The 21,229-nt window shown below is 71.3% G+C and carries 20 protein-coding genes; 7 read left to right on the forward strand and 13 right to left on the reverse strand.

From position 1 onward, the window contains the following. Window positions 1-4: 4 nt before the first annotated feature. From hpaE to hpaH, 5 genes are all read right to left on the reverse strand, one after another. Window positions 5-1,498, reverse strand: a complete 1,494-nt coding sequence (hpaE, locus tag AC1DZA_RS03790; protein WP_476771762.1) for a 5-carboxymethyl-2-hydroxymuconate semialdehyde dehydrogenase — start codon at window positions 1,496-1,498, stop codon at window positions 5-7. A gap of 11 nt (window positions 1,499-1,509) precedes the next feature. Continuing rightward, window positions 1,510-2,211 (reverse strand): GntR family transcriptional regulator, encoded by a 702-nt coding sequence (locus AC1DZA_RS03795; RefSeq protein WP_476771763.1) that lies wholly within the window; start codon window positions 2,209-2,211, stop codon window positions 1,510-1,512. Beyond that, window positions 2,201-3,697 carry a fumarylacetoacetate hydrolase family protein gene (locus AC1DZA_RS03800; protein ID WP_476771764.1) on the reverse strand — a complete coding sequence of 499 codons (1,497 nt, stop codon included), beginning with the start codon at window positions 3,695-3,697 and terminating at the stop codon, window positions 2,201-2,203. The genes AC1DZA_RS03795 and AC1DZA_RS03800 overlap by 11 nt, the downstream gene beginning before the upstream one ends. 65 nt (window positions 3,698-3,762) lie before the next feature. Continuing rightward, on the reverse strand, window positions 3,763-4,584 hold the full coding sequence (locus AC1DZA_RS03805; RefSeq protein ID WP_476771765.1) for an HpcH/HpaI aldolase family protein: 822 nt from the start codon (window positions 4,582-4,584) through the stop codon (window positions 3,763-3,765). Next, window positions 4,569-5,354, reverse strand: coding sequence for a 2-oxo-hept-4-ene-1,7-dioate hydratase (gene hpaH, locus AC1DZA_RS03810; RefSeq protein ID WP_476771766.1), 786 nt, complete (start codon window positions 5,352-5,354; stop codon window positions 4,569-4,571). The genes AC1DZA_RS03805 and hpaH overlap by 16 nt, the downstream gene beginning before the upstream one ends. A gap of 390 nt (window positions 5,355-5,744) precedes the next feature. Between hpaH and AC1DZA_RS03815 the strand changes: the two genes are divergently transcribed. After that, a complete protein-coding gene (locus AC1DZA_RS03815; protein ID WP_476772007.1) occupies window positions 5,745-8,558 on the forward strand; it encodes a hypothetical protein in 2,814 nt (937 codons plus the stop codon). A 128-nt stretch (window positions 8,559-8,686) separates the two neighbouring features. Here AC1DZA_RS03815 and AC1DZA_RS03820 read toward each other — a convergent pair whose 3' ends face one another. After that, on the reverse strand, window positions 8,687-8,851 hold the full coding sequence (locus AC1DZA_RS03820) for a hypothetical protein (RefSeq protein WP_203230729.1): 165 nt from the start codon (window positions 8,849-8,851) through the stop codon (window positions 8,687-8,689). A 99-nt stretch (window positions 8,852-8,950) separates the two neighbouring features. Here AC1DZA_RS03820 and AC1DZA_RS03825 point away from each other — a divergent pair, with 99 nt between their 5' ends. The 4 genes from AC1DZA_RS03825 (at window position 8,951) to AC1DZA_RS03840 (ending at window position 13,047) form a co-directional block, all read left to right on the forward strand. Continuing rightward, window positions 8,951-9,256 carry a hypothetical protein gene (locus tag AC1DZA_RS03825; protein ID WP_476761590.1) on the forward strand — a complete coding sequence of 102 codons (306 nt, stop codon included), beginning with the start codon at window positions 8,951-8,953 and terminating at the stop codon, window positions 9,254-9,256. A 246-nt stretch (window positions 9,257-9,502) separates the two neighbouring features. Continuing rightward, window positions 9,503-10,975, forward strand: a complete 1,473-nt coding sequence (locus AC1DZA_RS03830; protein ID WP_476772008.1) for a glyceraldehyde-3-phosphate dehydrogenase — start codon at window positions 9,503-9,505, stop codon at window positions 10,973-10,975. 43 nt (window positions 10,976-11,018) lie between these two features. Continuing rightward, on the forward strand, window positions 11,019-12,194 hold the full coding sequence (locus tag AC1DZA_RS03835) for a thiolase family protein (protein ID WP_476771767.1): 1,176 nt from the start codon (window positions 11,019-11,021) through the stop codon (window positions 12,192-12,194). A gap of 64 nt (window positions 12,195-12,258) precedes the next feature. After that, window positions 12,259-13,047 (forward strand): SDR family NAD(P)-dependent oxidoreductase, encoded by a 789-nt coding sequence (locus AC1DZA_RS03840; protein WP_476771768.1) that lies wholly within the window; start codon window positions 12,259-12,261, stop codon window positions 13,045-13,047. Between the two features lie 20 nt (window positions 13,048-13,067). Here the strand turns inward: AC1DZA_RS03840 and AC1DZA_RS03845 are convergent, their stop codons facing one another. From AC1DZA_RS03845 to AC1DZA_RS03855, 3 genes are all read right to left on the reverse strand, one after another. Continuing rightward, window positions 13,068-14,063 carry a permease prefix domain 1-containing protein gene (locus AC1DZA_RS03845; RefSeq protein ID WP_476771769.1) on the reverse strand — a complete coding sequence of 332 codons (996 nt, stop codon included), beginning with the start codon at window positions 14,061-14,063 and terminating at the stop codon, window positions 13,068-13,070. After that, window positions 14,060-14,404, reverse strand: a complete 345-nt coding sequence (locus tag AC1DZA_RS03850; RefSeq protein WP_476763082.1) for a PadR family transcriptional regulator — start codon at window positions 14,402-14,404, stop codon at window positions 14,060-14,062. Before AC1DZA_RS03850 ends, AC1DZA_RS03845 begins: the two co-directional genes overlap by 4 nt. A 218-nt stretch (window positions 14,405-14,622) precedes the next feature. Then, window positions 14,623-16,065, reverse strand: a complete 1,443-nt coding sequence (locus AC1DZA_RS03855; protein ID WP_476771770.1) for a helix-turn-helix domain-containing protein — start codon at window positions 16,063-16,065, stop codon at window positions 14,623-14,625. A gap of 127 nt (window positions 16,066-16,192) precedes the next feature. On the opposite strand from AC1DZA_RS03855, the gene AC1DZA_RS03860 reads away from it, so the two are divergent. After that, entirely contained in the window at window positions 16,193-18,058 is a 1,866-nt protein-coding gene (locus tag AC1DZA_RS03860; RefSeq protein ID WP_476771771.1) for a phosphoenolpyruvate carboxykinase (GTP), read from the forward strand. Here AC1DZA_RS03860 and AC1DZA_RS03865 read toward each other — a convergent pair. Then, window positions 18,055-18,180, reverse strand: a complete 126-nt coding sequence (locus AC1DZA_RS03865) for a hypothetical protein (protein WP_476771772.1) — start codon at window positions 18,178-18,180, stop codon at window positions 18,055-18,057. The two genes, AC1DZA_RS03860 and AC1DZA_RS03865, sit on opposite strands and share 4 nt — an antisense overlap. Window positions 18,181-18,233: 53 nt before the next feature. Between AC1DZA_RS03865 and AC1DZA_RS03870 the strand changes: the two genes are divergently transcribed. Continuing rightward, entirely contained in the window at window positions 18,234-18,620 is a 387-nt protein-coding gene (locus AC1DZA_RS03870; protein WP_476771773.1) for a DUF1622 domain-containing protein, read from the forward strand. Between the two features lie 103 nt (window positions 18,621-18,723). On the opposite strand, the gene AC1DZA_RS03875 is transcribed toward AC1DZA_RS03870, so the two are convergent. From AC1DZA_RS03875 to AC1DZA_RS03885, 3 genes are all read right to left on the reverse strand, one after another. Further along, entirely contained in the window at window positions 18,724-19,644 is a 921-nt protein-coding gene (locus tag AC1DZA_RS03875) for a hypothetical protein (RefSeq protein WP_476771774.1), read from the reverse strand. 107 nt (window positions 19,645-19,751) lie between these two features. After that, complete coding sequence (locus AC1DZA_RS03880) at window positions 19,752-20,228, reverse strand: 2'-5' RNA ligase family protein (protein WP_476771775.1); 477 nt, start codon at window positions 20,226-20,228, stop codon at window positions 19,752-19,754. Window positions 20,229-20,272: 44 nt separating this feature from the next. Continuing rightward, a complete protein-coding gene (locus AC1DZA_RS03885) occupies window positions 20,273-21,094 on the reverse strand; it encodes a hypothetical protein (protein ID WP_476771776.1) in 822 nt (273 codons plus the stop codon). Window positions 21,095-21,229 lie beyond the last annotated feature (135 nt).

Genomic DNA, 21,229 nt, shown 5'->3' on the forward strand with positions numbered 1-21,229 from the left:
ACGGTCAGCGCGCGCCGAAGCGGGGCGAGTGCGCCTCGTTCAGCGTGATGTGCACGGCCTGCTGGTCGGTGTAGAAGTCGATGGAGCGGTAGCCGCCCTCGTGCCCGAGGCCCGAGGCCTTCACGCCGCCGAACGGCGTGCGAAGGTCGCGGACGTTGTTCGAGTTGAGCCACACCATGCCCGCCTCGACGGCCTGTGAGAAGGTGTGGGCGCGCTTGAGGTCGTTCGTCCAGATGTAGGCGGCGAGGCCGTACTTCACGCCGTTCGCGAGGGCGAGCGCCTCGTCGTCGGTGTCGAATGGGGTGATCGCTACGACCGGGCCGAAGATCTCCTCTTGGAAGATGCGGGCGTCGGCTGCGACATCCGCGAACACCGTGGGGGCCACGTAGTTGCCGGTGTCGAGGCAGTCGGGGCGCCCGCCGCCCGCGACGAGGCGACCCTCGCCCTTGCCGATCTCGACGTACGACATGACCTTGTCGTAGTGCTCGGGGTGCACGAGCGACCCGACTTCGGTGGCCGGGTCGTGCGGGTCGCCGACGACGATGTTGCGGGCGCGCTCGGCGTAGCGGGCGACGAAGTCGTCGTAGATCGGCCGCTCGACGAGGATGCGCGATCCCGCGGTGCAGCGCTCGCCGTTGAGCGAGAACACGCCGAACACGGTCGCGTCGAGGGCCTGCTCGAGGTCGGCGTCGGCGAACACCACGGCGGGGCTCTTGCCGCCGAGCTCCATCGAGAGGCCCTTCAGGAACGGTGCGGCGTTGGCGAAGATCAGCTGCCCGGTGCGGCTCTCGCCGGTGAAGGAGATCAGCGGCACATCGGGATGCTTCACGAGCGCGTCGCCCGCCTCCTCGCCGAGCCCGTTCACGAGGTTGAAGACGCCCGTGGGCACCCCCGCCTCGCGGAAGATCTCGGCCCACAGCGAGGCGGAGAGCGGCGTGAACTCCGCCGGCTTGAGCACGACCGTGTTGCCCGTCGCGAGGGCGGGGGCGAGCTTCCACGACTCGAGCATGAACGGCGTGTTCCAGGGCGTGATCAGGCCCGCGACGCCGATGGGCTTGCGGTTCACGTAGTTCACCTGCCGGCCGGGCACCTTGTAGGTGTCGTCGCGCTGCGCCACGATCAGGTCGGCGAAGAACCGGAAGTTCTCGGCCGCCCGCTGCGCCTGCCCGAGCGCCTGCGTGATCGGCAGGCCGGTGTCGAAGGTCTCGAGCTCGGCGAGCCGGGCGTCCTGCGCCTCCACGAGGTCGGCGATGCGGTGCAGGACGCGCGCCCGGGCGCGGGGGAGCATCCGGGGCCACGGCCCGTCGGTGAAGGCGCGGCGCGCGGCGGCGACCGCACTGTCGACGTCGGCCGACTGCCCGGCGGCGGCCTGTACGTAGGTCTCGTTCGTGACCGGGTCGAGCACGTCGAACGTCTCGCCGCCCACCGAGTCGACGAACTCGCCGTCGATGTAGTGCCGGATGCGGTCGGGGAGCCCGTCGGGAATGTGGTGCGTCATCGTGGTCGCTCTCATCGTGCGCCGGCGGCGGCCGCGGCGGTCGGGTGGTTCGGGGACAGGTGGGCGTGGCTCGCCTGGTAGGCCAGCACGGCGTCGAGGGTCGCGGTGCGGTGGCGTCGCGCGGTCAGCTCGATCTCGACCGGGTCGGCGCCCTGCTCGATGAGGTCGACGATGCGGTCGTGCTCGGCGACCGAGTCGCGGGCGCGGCCGGGTACGAAGCTGAACGACGAGTCGCGCAGCATCCGCATCCGGTTCCAGCCGCGATGCACGAGGTCGAGCACGTGCGGGTTCGGGCACTCCTCGAACAGCACGGCGTGGAACTCGAGGTTGAGCTCCGTGAAGCGGTGCGGGTCGAAGTCGTCGAGGGTGCGCCGCATCCGCTCGTTGATCTCGCGCGCCCGGCGCAGGTGGTCGGGCGTCAGGTGCGGGGCCGACAACGCGGTGGCGGCGCCCTCGACGATCGCGAGGGTCTGCATGGTGTGCAGGTACTCGGTCTCCTTGATGAGCGCGACCTGCGCGCCCACGTTGCGCTCGAAGGTGACGAGCCCCTCGGCCTCGAGACGGCGGATCGCCTCGCGCACCGGCACCACCGACACGTCGAGCTCTCTGGCGATCTGGCCGAGCACGAGCCGGTACCCGGGAACGTAGCGCCCGTCGTCGATGCGCTCGCGGATGAACCCGTAGGCGAGTTGCGATTTGCTCTCAGCGGTCAACGGGGCCCCCGGGTTCGCGCTCCGCCTCGTAGCGGGCGCGCCATTCGTCGTTCATGGGGAACAGGCCGTCGACGGATGCCCCGGCCGCGACCTGTGCGGCCACCCACTCGTCCTCCGCCTCCTGGGCTGCCGCCTCGCGGGCCACGTCCCAGGCGAGCGAGGGCGGGATGACGATGACGCCGTCGCCGTCGCCCACGACGACGTCGCCGGGCTCGACGGCCGCGCCGCCGCATGAGACGGCGACGTCGACCTCCCACGGCACATGGCGGCGCCCGAGCACCGACGGGTGCGGCCCCTGCGAGAAGGTCGGGATGTCCATGGCGGCGACCACCTCGAAGTCACGGGTGCCGCCGTCGGTGACGATGCCGGCCGCGCCGCGCACCTGCGCCCGCAGGGCGAGCACGTCGCCGACCGTGCCGGTGCCGCGCTCGCCGCGGGCATCGATGACGATGACCTCGCCGGGCTCGACCGTGTCGAACGCGAGCTTCTGCGCGTTGTATCCGCCGCCCCTGCGGGCGAACAGGTCGGGACGGAACGGGATGAACCGCAGGGTGCGGGCGCGTCCGACGACGCGGGCTCCGGGGCGGTTGGCTCGGACCCCCTCGAGGAAGACGTCGGTGTAGCCGCGCTTGCGCAGCTGCACGCTGAGGGTCGCCACGCCGACGGACCCGAGCAGCTCGCGCAGCTCGTCGGTGAGTTCGAACGGCGGTGCAGCGGCATCCGGAACCGGAACGGCGGGGGCGATGCCCGCCGCCTGCGCGTCGCCCCACGCCTCGATCCGCTGGCGGTCGTCGACGGCGGGCGCGGAGCCGAAGTCGGCGAACGGCGTGGTGCCCTCGGTGATCGTCGTGCGGAGGCGTCCGGAGCTCGGGGCGCCGGGCGCCAGCGGTGCGTCGACCTCGACCTCCACCACGTCGCCGGGCACGACGACCGAGGATCCCGCGGGCGTGCCGGTGAGGATGACGTCGCCCGTCTCGAGCGTCATGAGCTGCGAGAGGTCGGCGACGAGGCGGCCGAACGGGAACAACAGCGTGTCGGTCGTGTCCTCCTGCACGAGGGCGCCGTTCACCCAGGTGCGCACGCGCAGGGCGTCGGGGGCGACGGATGCCGCGTCGATGAGGTCGGGGCCGAGCGGCGTGAACCCGTCGCCGCCCTTCGAGCGCACGTTCGACCCCTTGTCTGCGGCGCGCAGGTCGTAGAGCCCGAAGTCGTTGGCGGCGGTGACGGCCGCCACGTGTCGCCAGCCGTCGTCGGGGGAGACCCGGCGCGCGGGCTCGCCGATGACGAGCGCGACCTCACCCTCGAAGGCGAGGAGCTCGGTGCCCGCGGGGCGTTCCAGCACGTCGCCGGATGCCGCGACCGACGAGGACGGCTTCAGGAAGTAGCTCGGCTGCTCGGGGGTGCGACCGCGCTGCGCCGCGCGCGACGGGTAGTTGAGGTGCACGGCGATGATCTTGCCGGGGGTGGCGATGCCGGAGCTGCGCATGGACGTCCTCGTCTGTTGGTATCTCAAATAATATACGATCCGTGGAGCGGTCGGAGCGAATCCGCTCAGTAGCCGGCGCGCGGTGCCTCGGTCGGCGTCTCCGACGTGTCAGGGATGAACCGGGCCGCGAGGGCCTCGGAGGCGCGCGCCAGCAACGCGACATCCGCGCCGACGAGCACGAACGCCGCGCCGGCAGCGAGGTAGCGGTCGGCCGCCGTGGGGTCGAACGCGTTCACGCCGCAGGGCTTGCCCGCATCGACCGCCGCGCGGATCGAGCGCAGCACCCCGTCGACGACCTCCGCGTGCTCCTGCTGCCCGAGTCGTCCCATCGAGGCGGCGAGGTCGGCGGGGCCGACGAGGATCCCGTCGACGCCGTCGACCGCGACGATCTCGGCCACGTGCTCGACGGCGGCCCGCGATTCCACCTGCACGAACAGCGAGATCGTGCTCGAGGCATCCGCGAGGTAGCCGGGCACCCGGTTCCACCGCGACGACCTGGCCAGCGCACTGCCCACGCCGCGGACGCCGAGGGGCGGGTACCGGACGGCGCGCACGACTTCGGCGGCCTGCTCGGCGGAGTCCACCATCGGCACGAGGAGGTTCTGCACGCCGAGGTCGAGGTACTGCTTGATGACGACCGTGTCGCCGAACGGCGGGCGCACGAGCGGCGCGACGGGATAGGCGGCCACCGCGTGCAGCTGGGCGATGATCGACTCCGGGCCGTTGGGGGAGTGCTCGGCGTCGATGAGCACGACATCGAGGCCGCTGCCGGCGGCGATCTCGGCGTTCAGCGCGCTGCCCGAGCACACCCACATGCCCACGAGCGGCCGGTCGGATGCCGCGAGCCGGGCGGCGAGCGTGGGCGGAAGGGTCATTCGAACCGGCATGTCACCGTTCCCAACTCGCGGTAGTCCGCGTGCACCGTGTCGCCGCGCTGCACCCACATCGGCCGGGTGAAGGAACCCGCGAGGATGATCTCGCCGGCCTCGAGCGCCTGGCCGTGCTGCGCCAGCTTGTTCGCAAGCCACGCGACCCCCATCGCCGGATGGCCGAGGACCGCCGCCGCGACGCCCGATTCCTCGATCACCTGGTTGCGGGAGAGGAGCGCGGAGACCCAGCGGAGGTCGACGGCGTCGGGCTTCACCGGGCGGCCGCCGACGACCATGGCGCCCATCGCGGCGTTGTCGGAGATGGTGTCGACGATCGTGCGGCCCTCGAGCGCGATGTGGGAGTTGAGGATCTCGAGAGCGGGCACGACGTACGCCGTGGCGTCGAGCACGTCGAAGACGGTCGTGTGCGGCCCCTCGAGCCGGTGGCGCAGCACGAACGCCAGCTCGACCTCGATGCGCACGTTCGAGAAGCGGTCGAACTCGACGGATGCCCCGGACTCGAGGACCATGTCGTCGAAGATCACGCCGTAGTCGGGCTCGGTGATGCCGGTCGCGGCCTGCATCACCTTGGAGGTGAGGCCGATCTTGCGGCCGACGAGCCGACGGCCCGAGGCGATGCCGCGGTCGGCCCACTCGCGCTGCACGGCGTAGGCGTCGTCGACGGTCATGCCGGGATGGCGGGCGGTCAGGAGCGGCACCGTGCTGCCCGCACGATCGGCGTCGGCCAGTTCATCGGCGATCGCCGCGATCTGCAAGGGGTCGAGCACGTGCGCTCCACTTCGTCGTCGGATGCTGGTGCGATCGTATACGATCCGGCCGGATCCGCGCCAACACTGGGATCGCGGGGAAGCCCTTTCCCGACGCGCCGCGACGCGCAGAAATCTGCTTGACCCTTCTTCGATGTGAACGGTAACATCGCCCCTGTTCGGGGGACAGACGTCAGCTCACGGTGCAGATCGCATCGCTCTCGAGCTTTTTCCACCACGCAAGGAAGCGTTGCTTCAGCGCGCCCGGAAACGGGTGCGTCAGCACGATACGAAGGGGTATGAGGGGTGCAGGAACACGAAAGAACACGCCGGTCGGGGACTCGGCTGAATCCGCCCCGCGGGGATGCCGCTGCTCGCTGGTCGCGAAGCGCGGCCACCGTCGTGAGCGCGATGGTCATCTCGGGACTCGCGCTCTCGGGCGCGCCGGCCGCGTCGGCGGCCGAGGCCGACGACTCCGCGGGCCAGGTCGCAGCGCCGCCGGCGACCACGGCGACCATCACCGTCGACGGGTCGAGCGAGGGTCGCATCTTCGACGGCATCGGAGCCATCTCGGGCGGCGGCGCGACCTCGCGGCTGCTGCTCGACTACCCGGAGCCGGAGCGAGACGAGGTGCTCGACTACCTCTTCAAGCCGGGCTACGGGGCCTCGTTGCAGCTGCTGAAGGTCGAGATCGGCGGTGACACCAACACCACCGACGGCTCGGAGTCGAGCCATGCCCACGTCCGAGGTGAGGTGAACTGCGACGCGGGCTACGAGTGGTGGCTCATGCAGGAAGCCGTCGAGCGCAACCCGGACATCACGCTCGGCGCCCTGGCCTGGGGTGCTCCGGGGTGGCTCGGCGACGGCGAGTACTTCTCGCACGACACGATCGACTACTTCATCGACTGGCTCGACTGCGCGAAGGGCCACGGCCTGACCATCGACAACATGGGGGTGCGCAACGAGCGGGAGTACGAGTCGGCCTGGGTCAAGGAGTACCGTGCCGCCCTCGACGCGGCCGGCTACGAGGACGTGCGCATCATCGCCTCCGATGAGGCGGCGAGGAAGGGGGAGTGGCCGATCGCCGTCGACATGGCGAACGACCCCGAGCTCGTCGACGCCGTCGACCTGCTCGGCAACCATTACTCGACGGGACCCAGCTCGGCGACCGCGCAGTCGCTCGGCAAGCCGCTCTGGATCTCCGAGGGCGGCCCGTGGTCGGCCGAGTGGGGCGTCGGCGGCTCGGCGAAGTCGATTCCCTCGCTGCTGAACCACGCCTACATCCAGGGCCGCATCACGGGCGTCGAGATCTGGAACCTGCTCACCGCCTACTACGACGGCCTCAGCATCTCCGACGCCGGGCTCATGCGGGCGAACACCCCGTGGTCGGGTGACTACCAGGTGCAGTCGGCGATCTGGGCGGTGGCCCACACGACCCAGTTCACCGAGCCGGGCTGGCAGTACCTCGACGAGGCGTCCGGATACTTCGATCCCGCCTCACCGGCGCAGGGCAGCTTCGTGACCCTGAAGTCGCCGAGTGGCGGCGACTGGAGCACCGTCATCGAGAACATCGGCACCTCGGAGGCGCGCAGCGTCACGCTGTCCGTCAGCGACGACCTGAAGGCCGGCGACCTCCACGTCTGGCAGACGACGGCCGACGACTGGTTCGCGCCTCAGGCTGACCTCGCGCCGGCCACCGACGGCACCTATACGCTCACGGTTCCCGCGAACTCGGCCGTGACGGTCACGACCACGACCGGGCAGGGTCACGGCGATGCAGTCGGCCAGCCGCAGTCCGCATTCCCGTTCCCCTATCGCGACAGCCTCGCCGACGGCGGGGCCAGCGGGCAGACGCGGTACTTCTCGCAGATGGAGGGTGCCTACGAGGAGCGTGCGTGCGAGGGCGACCGCGAGGGCACGTGCCTCACACAGGTCTCGATGCAGCCTGCGATCTCATGGGCTGCGTGGAAGAGGCCGGCGGGCATCCTCGGCGACCTCGACTGGAGCGACTACCGCGCCACCGTCCAGGCGTTCGTGCCCGACGGTGGGACGGCGCAGGTGCTCGGACGCGTCTCGAACGACGCGATGCAGCCGGTCCCGAACGGGTACGGCCTCAGCCTCGCCTCCGACGGGACCTGGTCGCTGAGCCGCGCAGTGCCGGGCGGACGGTCGTCGCTCGAGCTCGCCACCGGCAAGCTCGACGGCTCGGGCGCCGGCTGGCATGAGCTCTCGCTCACCTTCGATGACGACGTGATCACCGGCGAGATCGACGACACGCAGGTCACCGGGGTGACGGATGCCACGTGGATCGCCGGCATGGTCGGCCTCTCGGGCGACTACTCGGCGACCCAGTTCGCCGACCTCGCGGTGGAGCCGCTCGACCCGATCCTCACGATCGACGACGCGGCGACGACGATCACGTACGACGGCGGGTGGCAGCACTGCTCGGCCGGCGCCGGCCGCCATGACGGATGCTCCGGGTTCACGGTGCCGCAGGTCGACGGCGCGGGCGACGGCACGATCGCCGGCAGCAACCGGGCCGGCGACGCGATCACCGTCGACTTCGACGGCACGCAGGCGACTCTTGTCGGCGTCGGTGGACCGCGTGGCGGAGCGGCGACGGCCTCGATCGACGGCAACGAGCCCGTTGCGCTGTCCTTCCAGAAGCAGGGCAGGGGCGGCGAGGTGGTCTGGCGGACGCCGGTGCTGATCGACGGGCCGCACACGCTCCGTCTCGAGGTGACCTCCGACGACCCCGGAAATCGCGGGTGGGTCGGGCTCGACCGCGTCGAGGTCGTCCAGGCGCGCGGAGGCGCGAGTTCCGTCGACGACCAGTCCGAGGGTTCGGGCGGTGGCCGGCTGGACTACCGCGGAAGCGGCTGGCTCAGCTGCCCCGGCTGCATCAACCGCACGGGCCTCTACCACTCGTCCGTCACGTCCACGTCCGTGGCTGGCGACTCGGTCGATTTCCGGTTCGCCGGGTCGTCGGTGGAGCTCTACGGCCTTCGGGCGTCCAACCAGGGCATCGCCACGGTGCTGATCGATGGGGTCGAGGTCGGCAGCGCCGACTTCTACGGCAAGGTCCGGGTCGGCAACCAGCTGATCTGGACGAGCCCTGCACTCGCGCCGGGCGTGCACGTGCTGTCCTTGGTGGCCACCGGCAGCGGCAACGAGCAGGCCTCGGGCGCCGATATCAACGTCGATCGCCTCCTGGTGCGGCCGTGATCACACGGGTGTCGGGGTGCGCGTGACGCGTCCCGGCACCCGTGTCGCCGCGCAAACACGCAGCAGCGCCCGGAACGAGACGTCGTACACGTCTCGCCCGGGCGCTGTCGCGTTCGGGGCCGGCGGGATCAGACCCGGCGGCTGCCCGTCATCATGCGCACCAGCCACACGATCACGGCGATCACGAGCAGGACGATGCCGACCCAGAGCAGGAAGTTCAGGGACTGCACGAACCCGCCGGTGAGCAGCAGGATGATGGCGATGATGGCGACGATGATCAGCAGGATGTTCATGCCGATCACTCGACCACATCCGCAGGATTGTTGTCGAGGGCTTCCGTTGCGGCGCAGATTGTGCCATGCGTCAGCGAACGGGCAGGCAGAATGGGTCGGGTGAAGACGATCCAGCTGCGCCGGTACACGCTCGTCGACGGAGAGTACGACGCGTTCGTCGAGTGGTGGCGTGGGGCGATGCCCGCCGTGCGGCCGCCCGCCGGGTTCACGATCGAGTTCGCCTACGGCGTGCGCGAGTCCAACGAGTTCGTGTGGGCGGTGAGCGCCGCGGGTGACCGCGAGGAGTTCGGCCGGCTCGAGCAGGCCTACCTGGCGTCGGATGCCCGCGCCGCGGTGTTCGACGGGGTGCCGCAGCGGGTCGCGGTCTACGACATCCGGTTCGTCGACGACGCGCCGGCCGGCTGACGCGACGCCGCGTCGTGTACGCGTGCGTGTGCACGCCACGGTGTACAGGGACCGCACGCTCGCGGCCGCATAGACTCGAGGGCATCCCCCGGAAGACACCTGGTCGACGCTGCCCACCGGCAGGCGCGGCCCGAGCATGACACGGCGACGTCGCCCACCTGCGCGCGCCCGAGAAGGAACACCGTGAGCCACGACTTCGACGCCCGACGTGCGGAATGGATCGCCCGAGAGGAGCTCGCCGAGCGGATGATCCCGCTCATCGGCGGCCTCTACCGCGAGCACGGGGTGGTGACCTCGATCCACGGTCGCCGGCTCATCAACCGGTCGGCCATCGCGCTCGTCAAGGCGCACCGCTTCGCGCGCCAGGCCGGCGACGAGGAGCTCTCGCTCGTCGACACGATGCGCGTGCTCGAGGCGCTCCGCGAGTTGCGGCCGCGTGCGGCATCCGTCGACGTCGCGCGCCTCGTCTCGCGCCACCGGGAGTCCGGTGCCGAGGGCGAGCGGATGCCGCTGGCCGACTTCCTGCGCGCCGAGCTCGCTCCCGTGCTCGGTGCCGACACCGCCGCCGACGCCGCGCCCGTGGCATCCGGCGCCGACGTCGTGCTGTATGGGTTCGGCCGCATCGGACGGCTGCTCGCGCGCATCCTCATCGCGCACACCGGCGGCGGCCAGGGGCTGCGGCTGCGGGCGATCGTCGTGCGCAAGGGCTCGGCGAACGACCTCGTGAAGCGCGCGAGCCTGCTGCGCCGCGACTCGGTGCACGGCCCGTTCGCCGGCACGATCGAGGTCGACGAGGAGGCGAACACGATCCTCGCGAACGGCACGCTCATCCAGGTGATCTATGCGAACGACCCGGCCTCGATCGACTACACGGCCTACGGCATCCACGACGCGATCGTCGTCGACAACACCGGGCGCTGGCGCGACGAGGAGGGGCTCGCGCAGCACCTGCGCTCGACCGGCGTCGCGCGCGTGCTGCTCACCGCGCCGGGCAAGGGCGCGATCAAGAACATCGTGCACGGCATCAACCACGACGACATCGCGGCATCCGACCGCATCCTCTCCGCCGCCTCGTGCACCACGAACGCCATCACCCCCGTGCTGAAGGCCGTGGACGACGCCTACGGGGTGGTGCGCGGCCACGTCGAGACCGTGCACTCGTTCACGAACGACCAGAACCTCATCGACAACTTCCACTCGGGCGACCGCCGGGGCCGCTCGGCGGCGCTCAACATGGTCATCACCGAGACCGGTGCGGCGAAGGCCGTGGCCAAAGCCCTGCCGGGCTTCGCCGGCAAGCTCACGGGCAGCGCCATCCGGGTGCCCACGCCCGACGTGTCGCTCGCGATCCTCAACCTGCAACTGGAGCGCCCGGCGTCGAAGGCCGAGCTCAACCGGTACCTCCGGCAGGTGTCGCTCACGTCGCCGCTGCGCCAGCAGGTCGACTACATCGAGTCGCCCGAGGTGGTCTCCACGGACTTCGTCGGCTCCAACCGTGCCGGCATCGTCGACGGGCTCGCCACGATCGCCGACGGCACCGACGCGATCCTCTACGTCTGGTACGACAACGAGTACGGCTACTCCTGCCAGGTCGTGCGCGTGATCGAGGCGATGGCCGGCACGCACCCGCTCGTGCTCCCCGAACGCCAGCCCGTGGTGCTCGAACGCGAGCTCGCGGCATCCGTCGCCTCGCTCACCTCGGTCGCCGACGCCGGCTGAGCGCGGCGGGCCGGCCGCCTCGCAACCGTCCTAGGCTGGAAGCATGAGCACCGAAGCCGTCATCGTCGACGTCATCCGCACGCCCGTCGGGCGCGGCAAGCCCGGCGGCATCCTGTCGGGCGTGCATCCCGTCGACCTGCTCGCCGGCGTGCTCGACGCGCTGGTGGCCCGCAACGACCTCGATCCGGCTCTCATCGACGACGTGATCGGCGGATGCGTCAGCCAGATCGGCGAGCAGAGCTACAACATCACCCGCAACGCCGTGCTCGCGGCGGGCTTCCCCGAGACGGTGCCCGGCACCACGATCGACCGGCAGTGCGGGTCGAGCCAGCAGGCCGCGACCTTCGCCGCGCAGGCGGTGCTCGCCGGGCAGGCCGACATCGTCATCGCGTGCGGCGTCGAGTCGATGAGCCGGGTGCCGCTCGGCTCGAGCGCCGCGGGCGCCGACCCGTTCGGCTCGCGGCTCCGCACGCGGTACCCCGAGGGGCTCGTGAACCAGGGCGTGTCGGCCGAGCTCATCGCCGCGAAGTGGGGCTTCTCGCGCGGGGAGCTCGACGCGTTCGCGGCCCGGTCGCACCGGCTCGCGGCCGAGGCGGGGGAGTCGGGTGCGTTCGCGACCGAGGTCGTGCCCGTGCCCGGCGTGGACGCACTCGCCGACGAGACCGTGCGACCCGGCACGACGGTCGAGTCGCTCGCGGGCCTCAATCCCGCGTTCCACAGCGATCGGCTCGCCGAGCGGTTTCCCGAGCTCGACTGGCGGATCACGCCGGGCAACTCGTCGCCCCTCACCGACGGCGCGTCGGCCGCGCTCATCATGAGCGCCGAGGCGGCCGAGCAGCTGGGGCTCGAGCCGCGCGCGCGATTCCGCGCGTTCTCGGTGGTCGGCAGCGATCCGCTGTACATGCTCACCGGCGTCATCCCGGCAACCGAGCGAGTGCTCGAGCGCGCCGGACTGGTGCACGCCGACATCGACGCCTACGAGGTCAACGAGGCGTTCGCGTCGGTGCCGCTCGCGTGGCTCCGCGAGACCGGGGCGGATGCCGCGAAGCTCAACCCCCGCGGCGGCGCGATCGCACTCGGGCACGCCCTCGGGTCGTCGGGCACGCGCCTGCTCACCACGCTCGTCAACCAGCTCGAGGCCACGGGCGGGCGTCTCGGCCTGCAGACGATGTGCGAGGGCGGCGGCATGGCCAACGCGACGATGATCGAGCGGATCTGACGCCTCACGCGGCGGCCTTCGCCACCCCCGGCGGCCTCGGCCGCACTCGACGAAAGGACACCACATGGAACTCGACGGCGCCTCCGCGATCGTCACCGGCGGAGCATCCGGCCTCGGACGCGCCACCGCCCGCGCTCTCGTCGAGGGCGGCGCCTCCGTCGTCCTGGTCGACCTGCCCGGCCCACGCGGCGAGGAGGCCGCGGGCGAGCTCGGCGACCGTGCCCGCTTCGTGGCGGCGGATGTCGCGAACGAGGCCGAGGTGCAGGCCGCCGTCGACGCGGCATCCGCCCTCGCACCGCTGCGGGTCGCCGTGAACTGCGCCGGCATCGTCACCGCGAACCGCACCGTCGGACGCGACGGGCCCGCGCCGCTCGAGGCGTTCGAGCGCACGATCCGGGTGAACCTCATCGGCACGTTCAACGTGACCCGGCTCGCGGCCGCCGCGATGGCCGCGACCGACCCCGTCGAGGGGTCGGTGCCCGGCGGCCCGGCGACGGCCGAGCGCGGCGTCATCGTGAGCACCGCATCGGTCGCGGCGTTCGACGGGCAGATCGGGCAGGCCGCCTACTCCGCGTCGAAGGCCGCGGTCGCCGGCATGACGCTGCCGATCGCCCGCGACCTGTCGAAGCTGCTCATCCGTGTCGTGACGATCGCGCCCGGCATCTTCGAGACGCCCATGATGGCCGGCATGCCCGACGACGTGCGCGCCTCCCTCGAGGCCCAGGTGCCGCATCCGTCCCGGCTGGGACACCCCACCGAGTACGCCGCGCTCGTGCGGTCGATCATCGCGAACCCGATGCTGAACGGCGAGGTGATCCGCCTCGACGGCGCGATCCGGATGCAGCCGAAGTAGGCCGCATCCGGATCGTCGGGTCAGGCGGCGACGGGCTGGGAGTCGACTCCGGCGCGACGGCCGCTCGTGGCGCGCCAGGCCTTGATGCCGCCGTCGACCACGTCCCACGCGGCGGCCGCGATGACCACGACCACGATGATGGTGACGATGATCGGGCCCGACTCGCCCCACGGCCAGTCCATGGCGTCGAGCGCGGCCGGATTGAGGAGCTGCCCGGTGAGGAAGAGCCACAGTGCCGGCACCGCGAACGCGACGTTGAGCACCAGGTTGGCCCCGGCGAGCCACCAGTTCCAGCCCCAGGCGTAGAGGGCGAACGCGAAGAGGATCTCGAGCACGATCAGCCCGAGGAAGTACGGCAGCCAGAAGCTCCACAGCGACGGGTCGAGCAGCGGCACCGACTCGAGGTCGTCCACCCAGGGCACGCCGAACTGCTGGAGCACGATGAGGCCCGCGAACACCACGAGCATCACGACCGAGGCGATCAACTCGCCGCGCCGAGACGCCTTCGCGGGCTCGGGCAGGGCGGGCAGCATGTCGAGCGTCCATGGGGCGTCGATGCCGCGCCGGCCGGCCGGGGCCGGGGTGCGCTCGAGCACGGCGAAGATCAGCGTCGTCCAGAAACCGATGTGCACCGCGACCGAGATCGTGAGCCCGATCGCCGAGCCGATGATCTCGCCGATGTCGGCACCCGCCACGGCCTTCGCGATCGCGATGCCGAGGGCCGCGAACGGCAGCACGACCGCGAGGAGCAGCTTCAGCAGGCGCCACCACACCAGGTAATAGCGCGGACCGATGAGCTGCAGCGGGCGGTCGACGTAGCGGGCCGCGAGTGCGACCGGGTCGCCGAGCTCAGTGAGGGCCGCGCGTTCGGCGTCGATGGGCGAGCGCCCGCTCTCGACGAGCGCGTCGGTCTCGTCGCCGATGCGCTCGCGCAGTTCGCGCTCGAGCTCGGTGCGCTGGGCTTCCGGCACGCTGCGGGCCGCGGCCCACACGTAGCGGTCGGTGAGGGTGGTCATCGTTCGTCTCCTGTGGTGGTGAGTCTGGTGAGGGCGTCGTCGACACGGCGCCAGTCGGTGGTGAGGACCTCGGCGAGGGCCTCGCCGGTGGGGCTGGTGCGGTAGAACTTGCGGGGTCGCGCCTCGTCGGTGTTCCACTCGCTGACGAGCAGGCCCTGCTTCTCGAGGCGCCGGAGGAGCGGGTAGAGCGTGTTGGCGTCGACGAGGATGCCGAGCGCGTTCAGCGACTCGAGGAGCGCGTACCCGTAGTCGGGCCGGCGCAGGCGCACGAGGCAGGCGAGCACCACGGTGCCGCGTCGCAGCTCCTGGATGTGGCCGGCCGTCGTCTCATCAGTGGTCATGCGTCACACGATACTGTGTGTCACACACTATTGCAAGACACACATCGAAGTGCCGTGGCATCCGCCGATCGACGCGGCGCCCGCCACGCTGCGCGCGCGTCGAGACCTTGTGTTCGGTGCGCCATGCATCTGGATCGGCACCGAACACAAGGTTTCGATGCGCCGTGGGCAGCAGAGCTCGCTCGGCACGCCGAGGCGACGTCAGGCCGCGGATGCCGCTACTGGTCGGCGTGGGCCTCGAGGAACGCGTACACCTCGGCGTCGTCGACGCCCGGGAACGTGCCGGAGGGGAGCGGCGAGAGCACGTGGGCGTGCAGGCGCGCACTCGGCCAGGCCCGGCCCGACCAGCGCTCGGCGAGTCCGTTCGGCGCCCGACGGCAGCATCCCTCATCGGGGCAGGTCGACACCGCCCGCAGCGTGGTCTCGCGCCCGCGGAACCACTTCGCCTGCGCGAACGGCACGCCCACCGTGATCGAGAACTCCGCGGCATCCGTGCGCCCGGTCTGCGTGGCGCACCAGAAGGTTCCCGCGGGGGTGTCGGTGTACTGGTAGTTCTCGGTCGTGCGGTTGGTGTGCTCGAAGGCCGTGCGGGCGCTCCACTTCTTGCACACCCACTGCCCCTCGATCGAGCCGGTGACGTCGGTCGGCAGCACGAGCCCGTCGTTCTCGTAGCCCTTCAGCAGCGCGCCGTCTCCCGCGACCCGCAGGAAGTGCAGGGTCATGTCGAGGTGGCTGGTCGCGAGGTTGGTGAAGCGCAACGCGGCCGCCTCGTGGGTGACGCCGAACGCGTCGCGGAAGTCCTCGATGGCGAGTCGCTTCTCCTTCTTGGCCTGCTGGAGGAAGGCGACGGATGCCTCCTGCGGCATCAGGCACGCGGCGGCGAAGTAGTTGATCTCCAGCCGCTGCCAGAGGAACTCGTCGTAGCTCGCCGGCGGGGTGTGCCCGAGGAGGCGGTGCGCCATCGCCTGCAGGGCCATGGAACGCAGTCCGTGTCCGCCCGGGATGGACGCGGGCGGCAGGTAGATGCGGCCGTTGGCGAGGTCGGTGATGGACCGCGTCGAGTCGGGCAGGTCGCTGACGTAGATGAGCTGGAAGCCGAGCCGCTCGGCCATCACGCTCACCTCGCGGTGGGTGAGCGCGCCGGTGCGGTGGCCCGAGGCGCGCACCTGCTCCTCCGCGAGCTGCTCGATGTGCGGGAGGTAGTTGTCCTGGTCGCGCATGCGCTCGCGCAGGTCGGTGTTCGCGCGACGGGCCTCCTCGGGCGTCGCGATCGCCTCGCTCGCGCGGCGCTGCAACTCGCGGTGCAGTCCCACGATGGCCTCGAGCGTCTCGTCGCTGATGCCCCGGCCGGGCCGCACGGCCGGAAGCCCGAGCGTCGCGTAGAGGGCGCTCGACTGCGCGCGGCCGAGCTCGAGCTCGAGAGCGGCGCGGCGGCTCGGCGCCTCGCGCGCGAGCAGGTCGGCCAGCTCGACGTCGAGTGCGGCCGCGAGGGCGTCGAGCGTCGAGAGCTTCGGCTCGCGCTTGCCGTTCTCGATGAGGGACAGCTGGCTGCCGGCCAGGCCCACGGCATCGCCGAGCTGGTCGAGGGTCAGCCCGCGCTCACCACGGAAGTGGCGGATGCGGTGTCCGAGGGTGGCGAGGTCGGGCGTGCCGGCTTTCATGGCTTAAGGATAGCGAAAGAACGTGCGTTCTTAACGGCTCTTTCGACCGAGAGGAGGCCGCAAACCGTCGCATCCTTGAAGTACGAACCAATCCGGCCCCGGTCGGGAACCCACGAAAGGGACGACGATGACGATCTCCGAGTTCTCGATCGGAACCTCCGGCTCCGAGCCATCCGAGCACGCGCGGCGCGGCACCACCGACTCCGCATTGCGTGCATGGGTCGATGAGATCGCCGCGCTCACCAAGCCCGACGAGATCGTCTGGTGCGACGGCTCCAAGCACGAGGCCGACCTGCTCACCAAGCAGCTCGTCGCCGAGGGCAAGCTCGTCAAGCTGAACCCCGAGTGGCGCCCGAACAGCTACCTCGCGCGCACCGACGCCGGCGACGTCGCCCGCGTCGAGGACCGCACCTTCATCTGCTCCACCTACGAGGAGGACGCCGGCCCCACGAACAACTGGCGCGATCCCCGCGAGATGCGCACCGAGCTGCTCGACGTCTTCGACGGCTCCATGAAGGGCCGCACGATGTACGTCGTGCCGTTCTCGATGGGCCCGCTCGGCGGCCCCATCTCGCAGCTCGGCGTCGAGATCACCGACTCGCCGTACGTCGTGCTCTCGATGGGCATCATGACCCGCATGGGCGAGTCCGTGTACCGCCTCATCGAGGCGGGGGAGCCGTGGGTGCGCACCATCCACTCGGTCGGCTACCCGCTCGTCGACGGGGTCGGCCACCGCCGCGCCGAGGTCGACTGGCCCTGCAACGAGACGAAGTACATCGTGCAGTTCCCCGACTCGCGCGAGATCTGGTCGTACGGCTCGGGCTACGGCGGCAACGCGCTGCTCGCGAAGAAGTGCTTCGCGCTCCGCATCGCGAGTGTCATGGCCCGCGACGAGGGCTGGCTCGCCGAGCACATGCTGCTCATCAAGGTGACGTCCCCCGCCGGCAAGGTCTACCACGTCGCCGCGGCCTTCCCGTCGGCCTGCGGCAAGACCAACCTCGCGATGATGCAGCCCACGATCCCCGGATGGCGCGTCGAGACCATCGGCGACGACATCGCCTGGATGCGACCGGGCGAGGACGGCCGCCTCTACGCGATCAACCCCGAGGCGGGGTTCTTCGGGGTCGCGCCCGGCACGGGCGAGACCACGAACCCGACCGCCGTGCAGACCCTCTGGGGCAACACGATCTTCACGAACGTGGCACTCCGTCCCGACGGCGACGTCTGGTGGGAGGGGCTGACGGACGAGGCGCCGGCCGAGCTCACCGACTGGGAGGGGCACCCGTGGACCCCGGCATCCGGTCGCCCCGCTGCTCACCCGAACTCCCGGTTCACCGTGGCGGCGGCGCAGTGCCCGCAGATCTCCGACGACTGGGACGCGCACGACGGCGTGCCGATCGACGCGATCCTCTTCGGTGGGCGTCGGGCCACCAACGTGCCCCTCGTCGCCGAGGCGCGCAGCTGGAAGCACGGCGTGTTCATGGGCGCGACCATCTCCTCCGAGCAGACCGCCGCAGCCGAGGGCACCGTGGGCGAGCTGCGTCGTGACCCGTTCGCGATGCTGCCGTTCTGCGGCTACAACATGGCCGACTACTGGGGTCACTGGGTGAAGATGGGCCGCGTCCTCGGTGAGAACGCGCCGAAGATCTTCCAGGTGAACTGGTTCCGCAAGGGCGCCGACGGCTCGTTCCTCTGGCCCGGATTCGGCGAGAACTCGCGCGTGCTCGAGTGGATCGTCGGGCGCATCGAGGGCGGCGCCGACGCGGTGGAGACGCCGATCGGCCTGCTCCCGGCATCCGACTCGCTCGACCTCGACGGCATCGAGATCACGGATGACGCGCTCGAGCAGCTCTTCGACGTGGACCGAGACTCGTGGCTGGCCGAGTGCGACCTCACCGAGGAGTACTTCGCGCAGTTCGGCGACCGCGTGCCCGCCGCGCTCAAGGCGGAGCTCGCGAGCCTCCGGTACCACCTGCAGCACCAGGACGCCTAGCTGCTCACGACGGTGCGCCCCGGTCCGCCGGGGCGCACCGACGTGCGGTTGACGGATGCCGCGGGCGTGCGCGCACGGGAAGGCGCCGCGTCCGCGGCATCCGTCATCCGCGTCAGCGGCACGTCGCGCGCCGACGGCGAGCCTCCGGCGCTAGCGTGTGCCGCGAGGAGGCGCCATGGAGTTCGGCACCATCATCGAGTCGATCGGCCAGGTCATCGACGTCGTCGGCGTGCTGGCCATCGTGGTGGGCGTGCTCTACGCGAGCATCGACGCCGGTCTCAGGGGCATCCGTGGGAAGTATCCGATCTACGAACGATTCCGCCGCGTGCTCGGCCGCGCCATCCTGCTCGGCCTCGAGCTGCTGGTCGCCGCGGACATCATCAAGACCGTCGCCGTGACGCCCACGCTCGACTCGGTGCTGGTGCTCGCGATCATCGTGCTCATCCGCACGTTCCTCAGCTGGTCGCTCGAGCTCGAGGTCTCGGGGCGGTGGCCGTGGCAGAAGCGCGCGGCGCCGATCGACGGTGCCGACACGACGCCCGCCCCGGCCGACGCCCGCTGAGTGCGAGGCGACACGCCGAGGCGTTCCGCCGAGTGGTCGCATTCCGTGGTCATCCACCTGGGAAGACCGCGGAACGTGACCACTCGACGCCATGGGGCGCGTGTCACACGCCGCCCGGACGCCAGCCACGGGTCCGCAGCGTCCGCTCGATCAACGCGACCGTGGCCGGCAACGCATCGAACTGGCGTGCACCGACGCGAAGGCTGAGCCATCCGAGCTCCTGGTACCGGTTGAACCGATCGAGATCGTGCGCCCACTGTCGCCCATCGATGAGGTGGTGCGCACCCTCGTACTCGATCAGCACCCGGTAGTCGGGAAAGGCGAGGTCCGCGATCGCGACGGTGATCCCCGCCGCGTCGAGCACGGCGAAGCCGGGGGTGGGACGCGGCAGCCCGGCGTGCACGAGTCGCAACCGGAGCTTGGTCTCGCGCGATGAGTCAGACTCCTCGATCGCCTCGGGGAGGGCGGATCGCAACAGGCGGATGCCGCGAGCACCCGGATGCCGCAGCAGCACCAGCTCGAGCTGGTGGCAGGTCGCGAGCGGCCGGCGCCGACACAGGATCCGGTCGGCTGCGACGATGAGGTCTTCCACGCCGAGACCAGTGGTCGCGAGGTCCAACCAGGTGCGGGCAGGCGCCGTCACGGCGACCGGTCCGTCGACGTGCAGCTCGCCCGGCCGAAGGTCCAGGCGATGCCCGCGGACGACGGCGCCCCGTGGACGCGGGAGCTCCGAATGGACGCTCAGGTGCACCAGGCCTCGATCGCGCGGCGGCTCGACCTGCAGGCCCCAGAACGCTGCGGCGGTGCCATGGCTCAGGAATGATCCCGGATGGCGTTGTGCCAGCAGCCCGGCGCGCACGTCGGGCCCTGCTGAGCCGTCGGCGGGAAGCCGGATGCCCCAAGCCGGCGCCACGAGATCCGACGCCCGCAACCGGGCCGGCGTGAGGCCGTGGGCGCGAGCCTCTGAGACGGTGAAGCCCCGATCGTGCAGGTGCGCTGGAAGCGGGTGCGGAGCTCGCGGCATCCGCTCATCGTGCGATGGACATGGGGTCGACCGCATCGACGGGAGGTCGGGCGGGGAACGAATCCGTGCGTGGCGGCGTGTGGAGGCCGAGTGCTACGTCGCGCGGGTCAGGTGCCGAGCCGCCAGGCCGCCACCACGCGGCGGTGGTGCGCGCCCTCGGCGGGCCGCATGTCGATGAGGGCGACGGTGTCGAGCACCACGCGGTCACCGGGGTGCAACTGGCCGTGCTGCTTGCGGGTGACGTGCGGACGGAAGTCGAGGCGGGAGCGCACCTCGATGCCGGCTCCGACGAGCGCGTGCAAGGTGCGCGCGCGGAGCCCGGCGAGCTCGCCGCCGTCCTGCACGAGCGTCACCGGCACGTCGCGCCGGCGACCGAACAGCGCCTCGTCGCCCGCGGTCGCGCGGATCGGGGTGCCGCCCGTGCCGATGCCCTCGACGCCGCCGACGACCTCGGAGAGCTCGTCGGCATCGAGGCCGGCCTGGAACGGCTCGACGAGCGTCACGTGCAGCGGCCAGTCGGCGACGGTGAACTCGTCGCCCTCGGTGAGCGGCACCAGCGGCAGCACGACGACGAAGCGCGGCATCCGGCGATTCTAGACCGCGGTCTGCTGCGTCGGCCGGATGCCGGTCAGGCGACCCCGTGCGACTCGTCGAGCCGTCCGAGCAGGCGCAGCATCGCGGCGGGGGCGTAGCGGAACTCGACCGTTCCGCTGGCGCCGGGCTCCGACGGGCCGATCCAGGTGCTGGAGCCCTCGTGCACCCGCACCCAGCCGTCCCGGAAGAGCAGGTCGGTGCCGATCACGAAGGCCATCGCGGGCGTGTCGCCCTGGCGCACGGTGATCGAGCCCTCGAAGACCTGCGATGCCGAGGCGTCCTGGTCCTCCCGGGCCTGCACGCCGACGAGGGGGCGCGCGATGGGGGTGGCGAAACCGGGAGCCTCGAACGGGCTCGCCTTCGCGGCATCCGGCACGATGCCGAAATGCACGCTCGTCGAGGCGAGACTGAGCTCGGCCCGTCCGTCGAGCACGAGGCGGCTGGACACGCGGAAGCGGTAGTAGAGGCGTCCGGCGTCGCGCGCCGGCGGCAGCACGGCCAGGCTCGTCCAGTTGCGGGACCAGTTGAGCGGCGCGCCCTCACGGCTCGGCGGGTCGTAGAGGCTCGCCGTGACCCGCACCGCGCCGTCGGTCGTGGTGGGCGCCGCGCGGAGACCGCTGCGACCGCGGTCGGACGCGGGCATCTCGTCGCGCACGGCGGCGAAGGCGGGAAGGCGCAGGGGCTCCCAGTGGCGGAGCCAGCCCTGGATGCCGGCCTGCACCCGCTCGAACGAGTCGCCGAGGCCCGCGCGCGCCGAGGACGCGTCGGCGACGTTCGGCAGGTCGTCGATGAGGTCGACCGGCAGTTCGTCGAGACGGGAGAGGTCGCGCGTTGCGGACATGGTCGCGATGGTCATGATGGTCCTCCGTGGGGGAATGGGCTCAGGGCACCCCGGGATCGGGTGCGGAGGCCCACGCTACGGAGCATCATGCAGCGTGCCATCCCGGCCAGCCCCCATTCGGCCCCGGGGTTCTCCCTGAGTCGGTTCCGC

This window comes from Agromyces sp. P2_B3, from assembly GCF_056404815.1.

Bases quoted from the DNA above. Each gene is read 5' to 3' on its own strand.
- AC1DZA_RS03860 (WP_476771771.1), top strand. From the start codon at position 16,193: ATGACGATCTCCGAGTTCTCGATCGGAACCTCCGGCTCCGAGCCATCC.
- AC1DZA_RS03835 (WP_476771767.1), top strand. From the start codon at position 11,019: ATGAGCACCGAAGCCGTCATCGTCGACGTCATCCGCACGCCCGTCGGG.
- AC1DZA_RS03815 (WP_476772007.1), top strand. From the start codon at position 5,745: ATGGTCATCTCGGGACTCGCGCTCTCGGGCGCGCCGGCCGCGTCGGCG.
- AC1DZA_RS03870 (WP_476771773.1), top strand. From the start codon at position 18,234: ATGGAGTTCGGCACCATCATCGAGTCGATCGGCCAGGTCATCGACGTC.
- hpaE (WP_476771762.1), bottom strand. From the start codon at position 1,498: ATGACGCACCACATTCCCGACGGGCTCCCCGACCGCATCCGGCACTAC.
- AC1DZA_RS03830 (WP_476772008.1), top strand. From the start codon at position 9,503: ATGATCCCGCTCATCGGCGGCCTCTACCGCGAGCACGGGGTGGTGACC.
- AC1DZA_RS03820 (WP_203230729.1), bottom strand. From the start codon at position 8,851: ATGAACATCCTGCTGATCATCGTCGCCATCATCGCCATCATCCTGCTG.
- AC1DZA_RS03840 (WP_476771768.1), top strand. From the start codon at position 12,259: ATGGAACTCGACGGCGCCTCCGCGATCGTCACCGGCGGAGCATCCGGC.
- AC1DZA_RS03845 (WP_476771769.1), bottom strand. From the start codon at position 14,063: ATGACCACCCTCACCGACCGCTACGTGTGGGCCGCGGCCCGCAGCGTG.
- AC1DZA_RS03850 (WP_476763082.1), bottom strand. From the start codon at position 14,404: ATGACCACTGATGAGACGACGGCCGGCCACATCCAGGAGCTGCGACGC.
- AC1DZA_RS03875 (WP_476771774.1), bottom strand. From the start codon at position 19,644: ATGCCGCGAGCTCCGCACCCGCTTCCAGCGCACCTGCACGATCGGGGC.
- AC1DZA_RS03800 (WP_476771764.1), bottom strand. From the start codon at position 3,697: ATGCGCAGCTCCGGCATCGCCACCCCCGGCAAGATCATCGCCGTGCAC.
- AC1DZA_RS03885 (WP_476771776.1), bottom strand. From the start codon at position 21,094: ATGACCATCGCGACCATGTCCGCAACGCGCGACCTCTCCCGTCTCGAC.
- AC1DZA_RS03880 (WP_476771775.1), bottom strand. From the start codon at position 20,228: ATGCCGCGCTTCGTCGTCGTGCTGCCGCTGGTGCCGCTCACCGAGGGC.
- AC1DZA_RS03805 (WP_476771765.1), bottom strand. From the start codon at position 4,584: ATGCCGGTTCGAATGACCCTTCCGCCCACGCTCGCCGCCCGGCTCGCG.
- AC1DZA_RS03855 (WP_476771770.1), bottom strand. From the start codon at position 16,065: ATGAAAGCCGGCACGCCCGACCTCGCCACCCTCGGACACCGCATCCGC.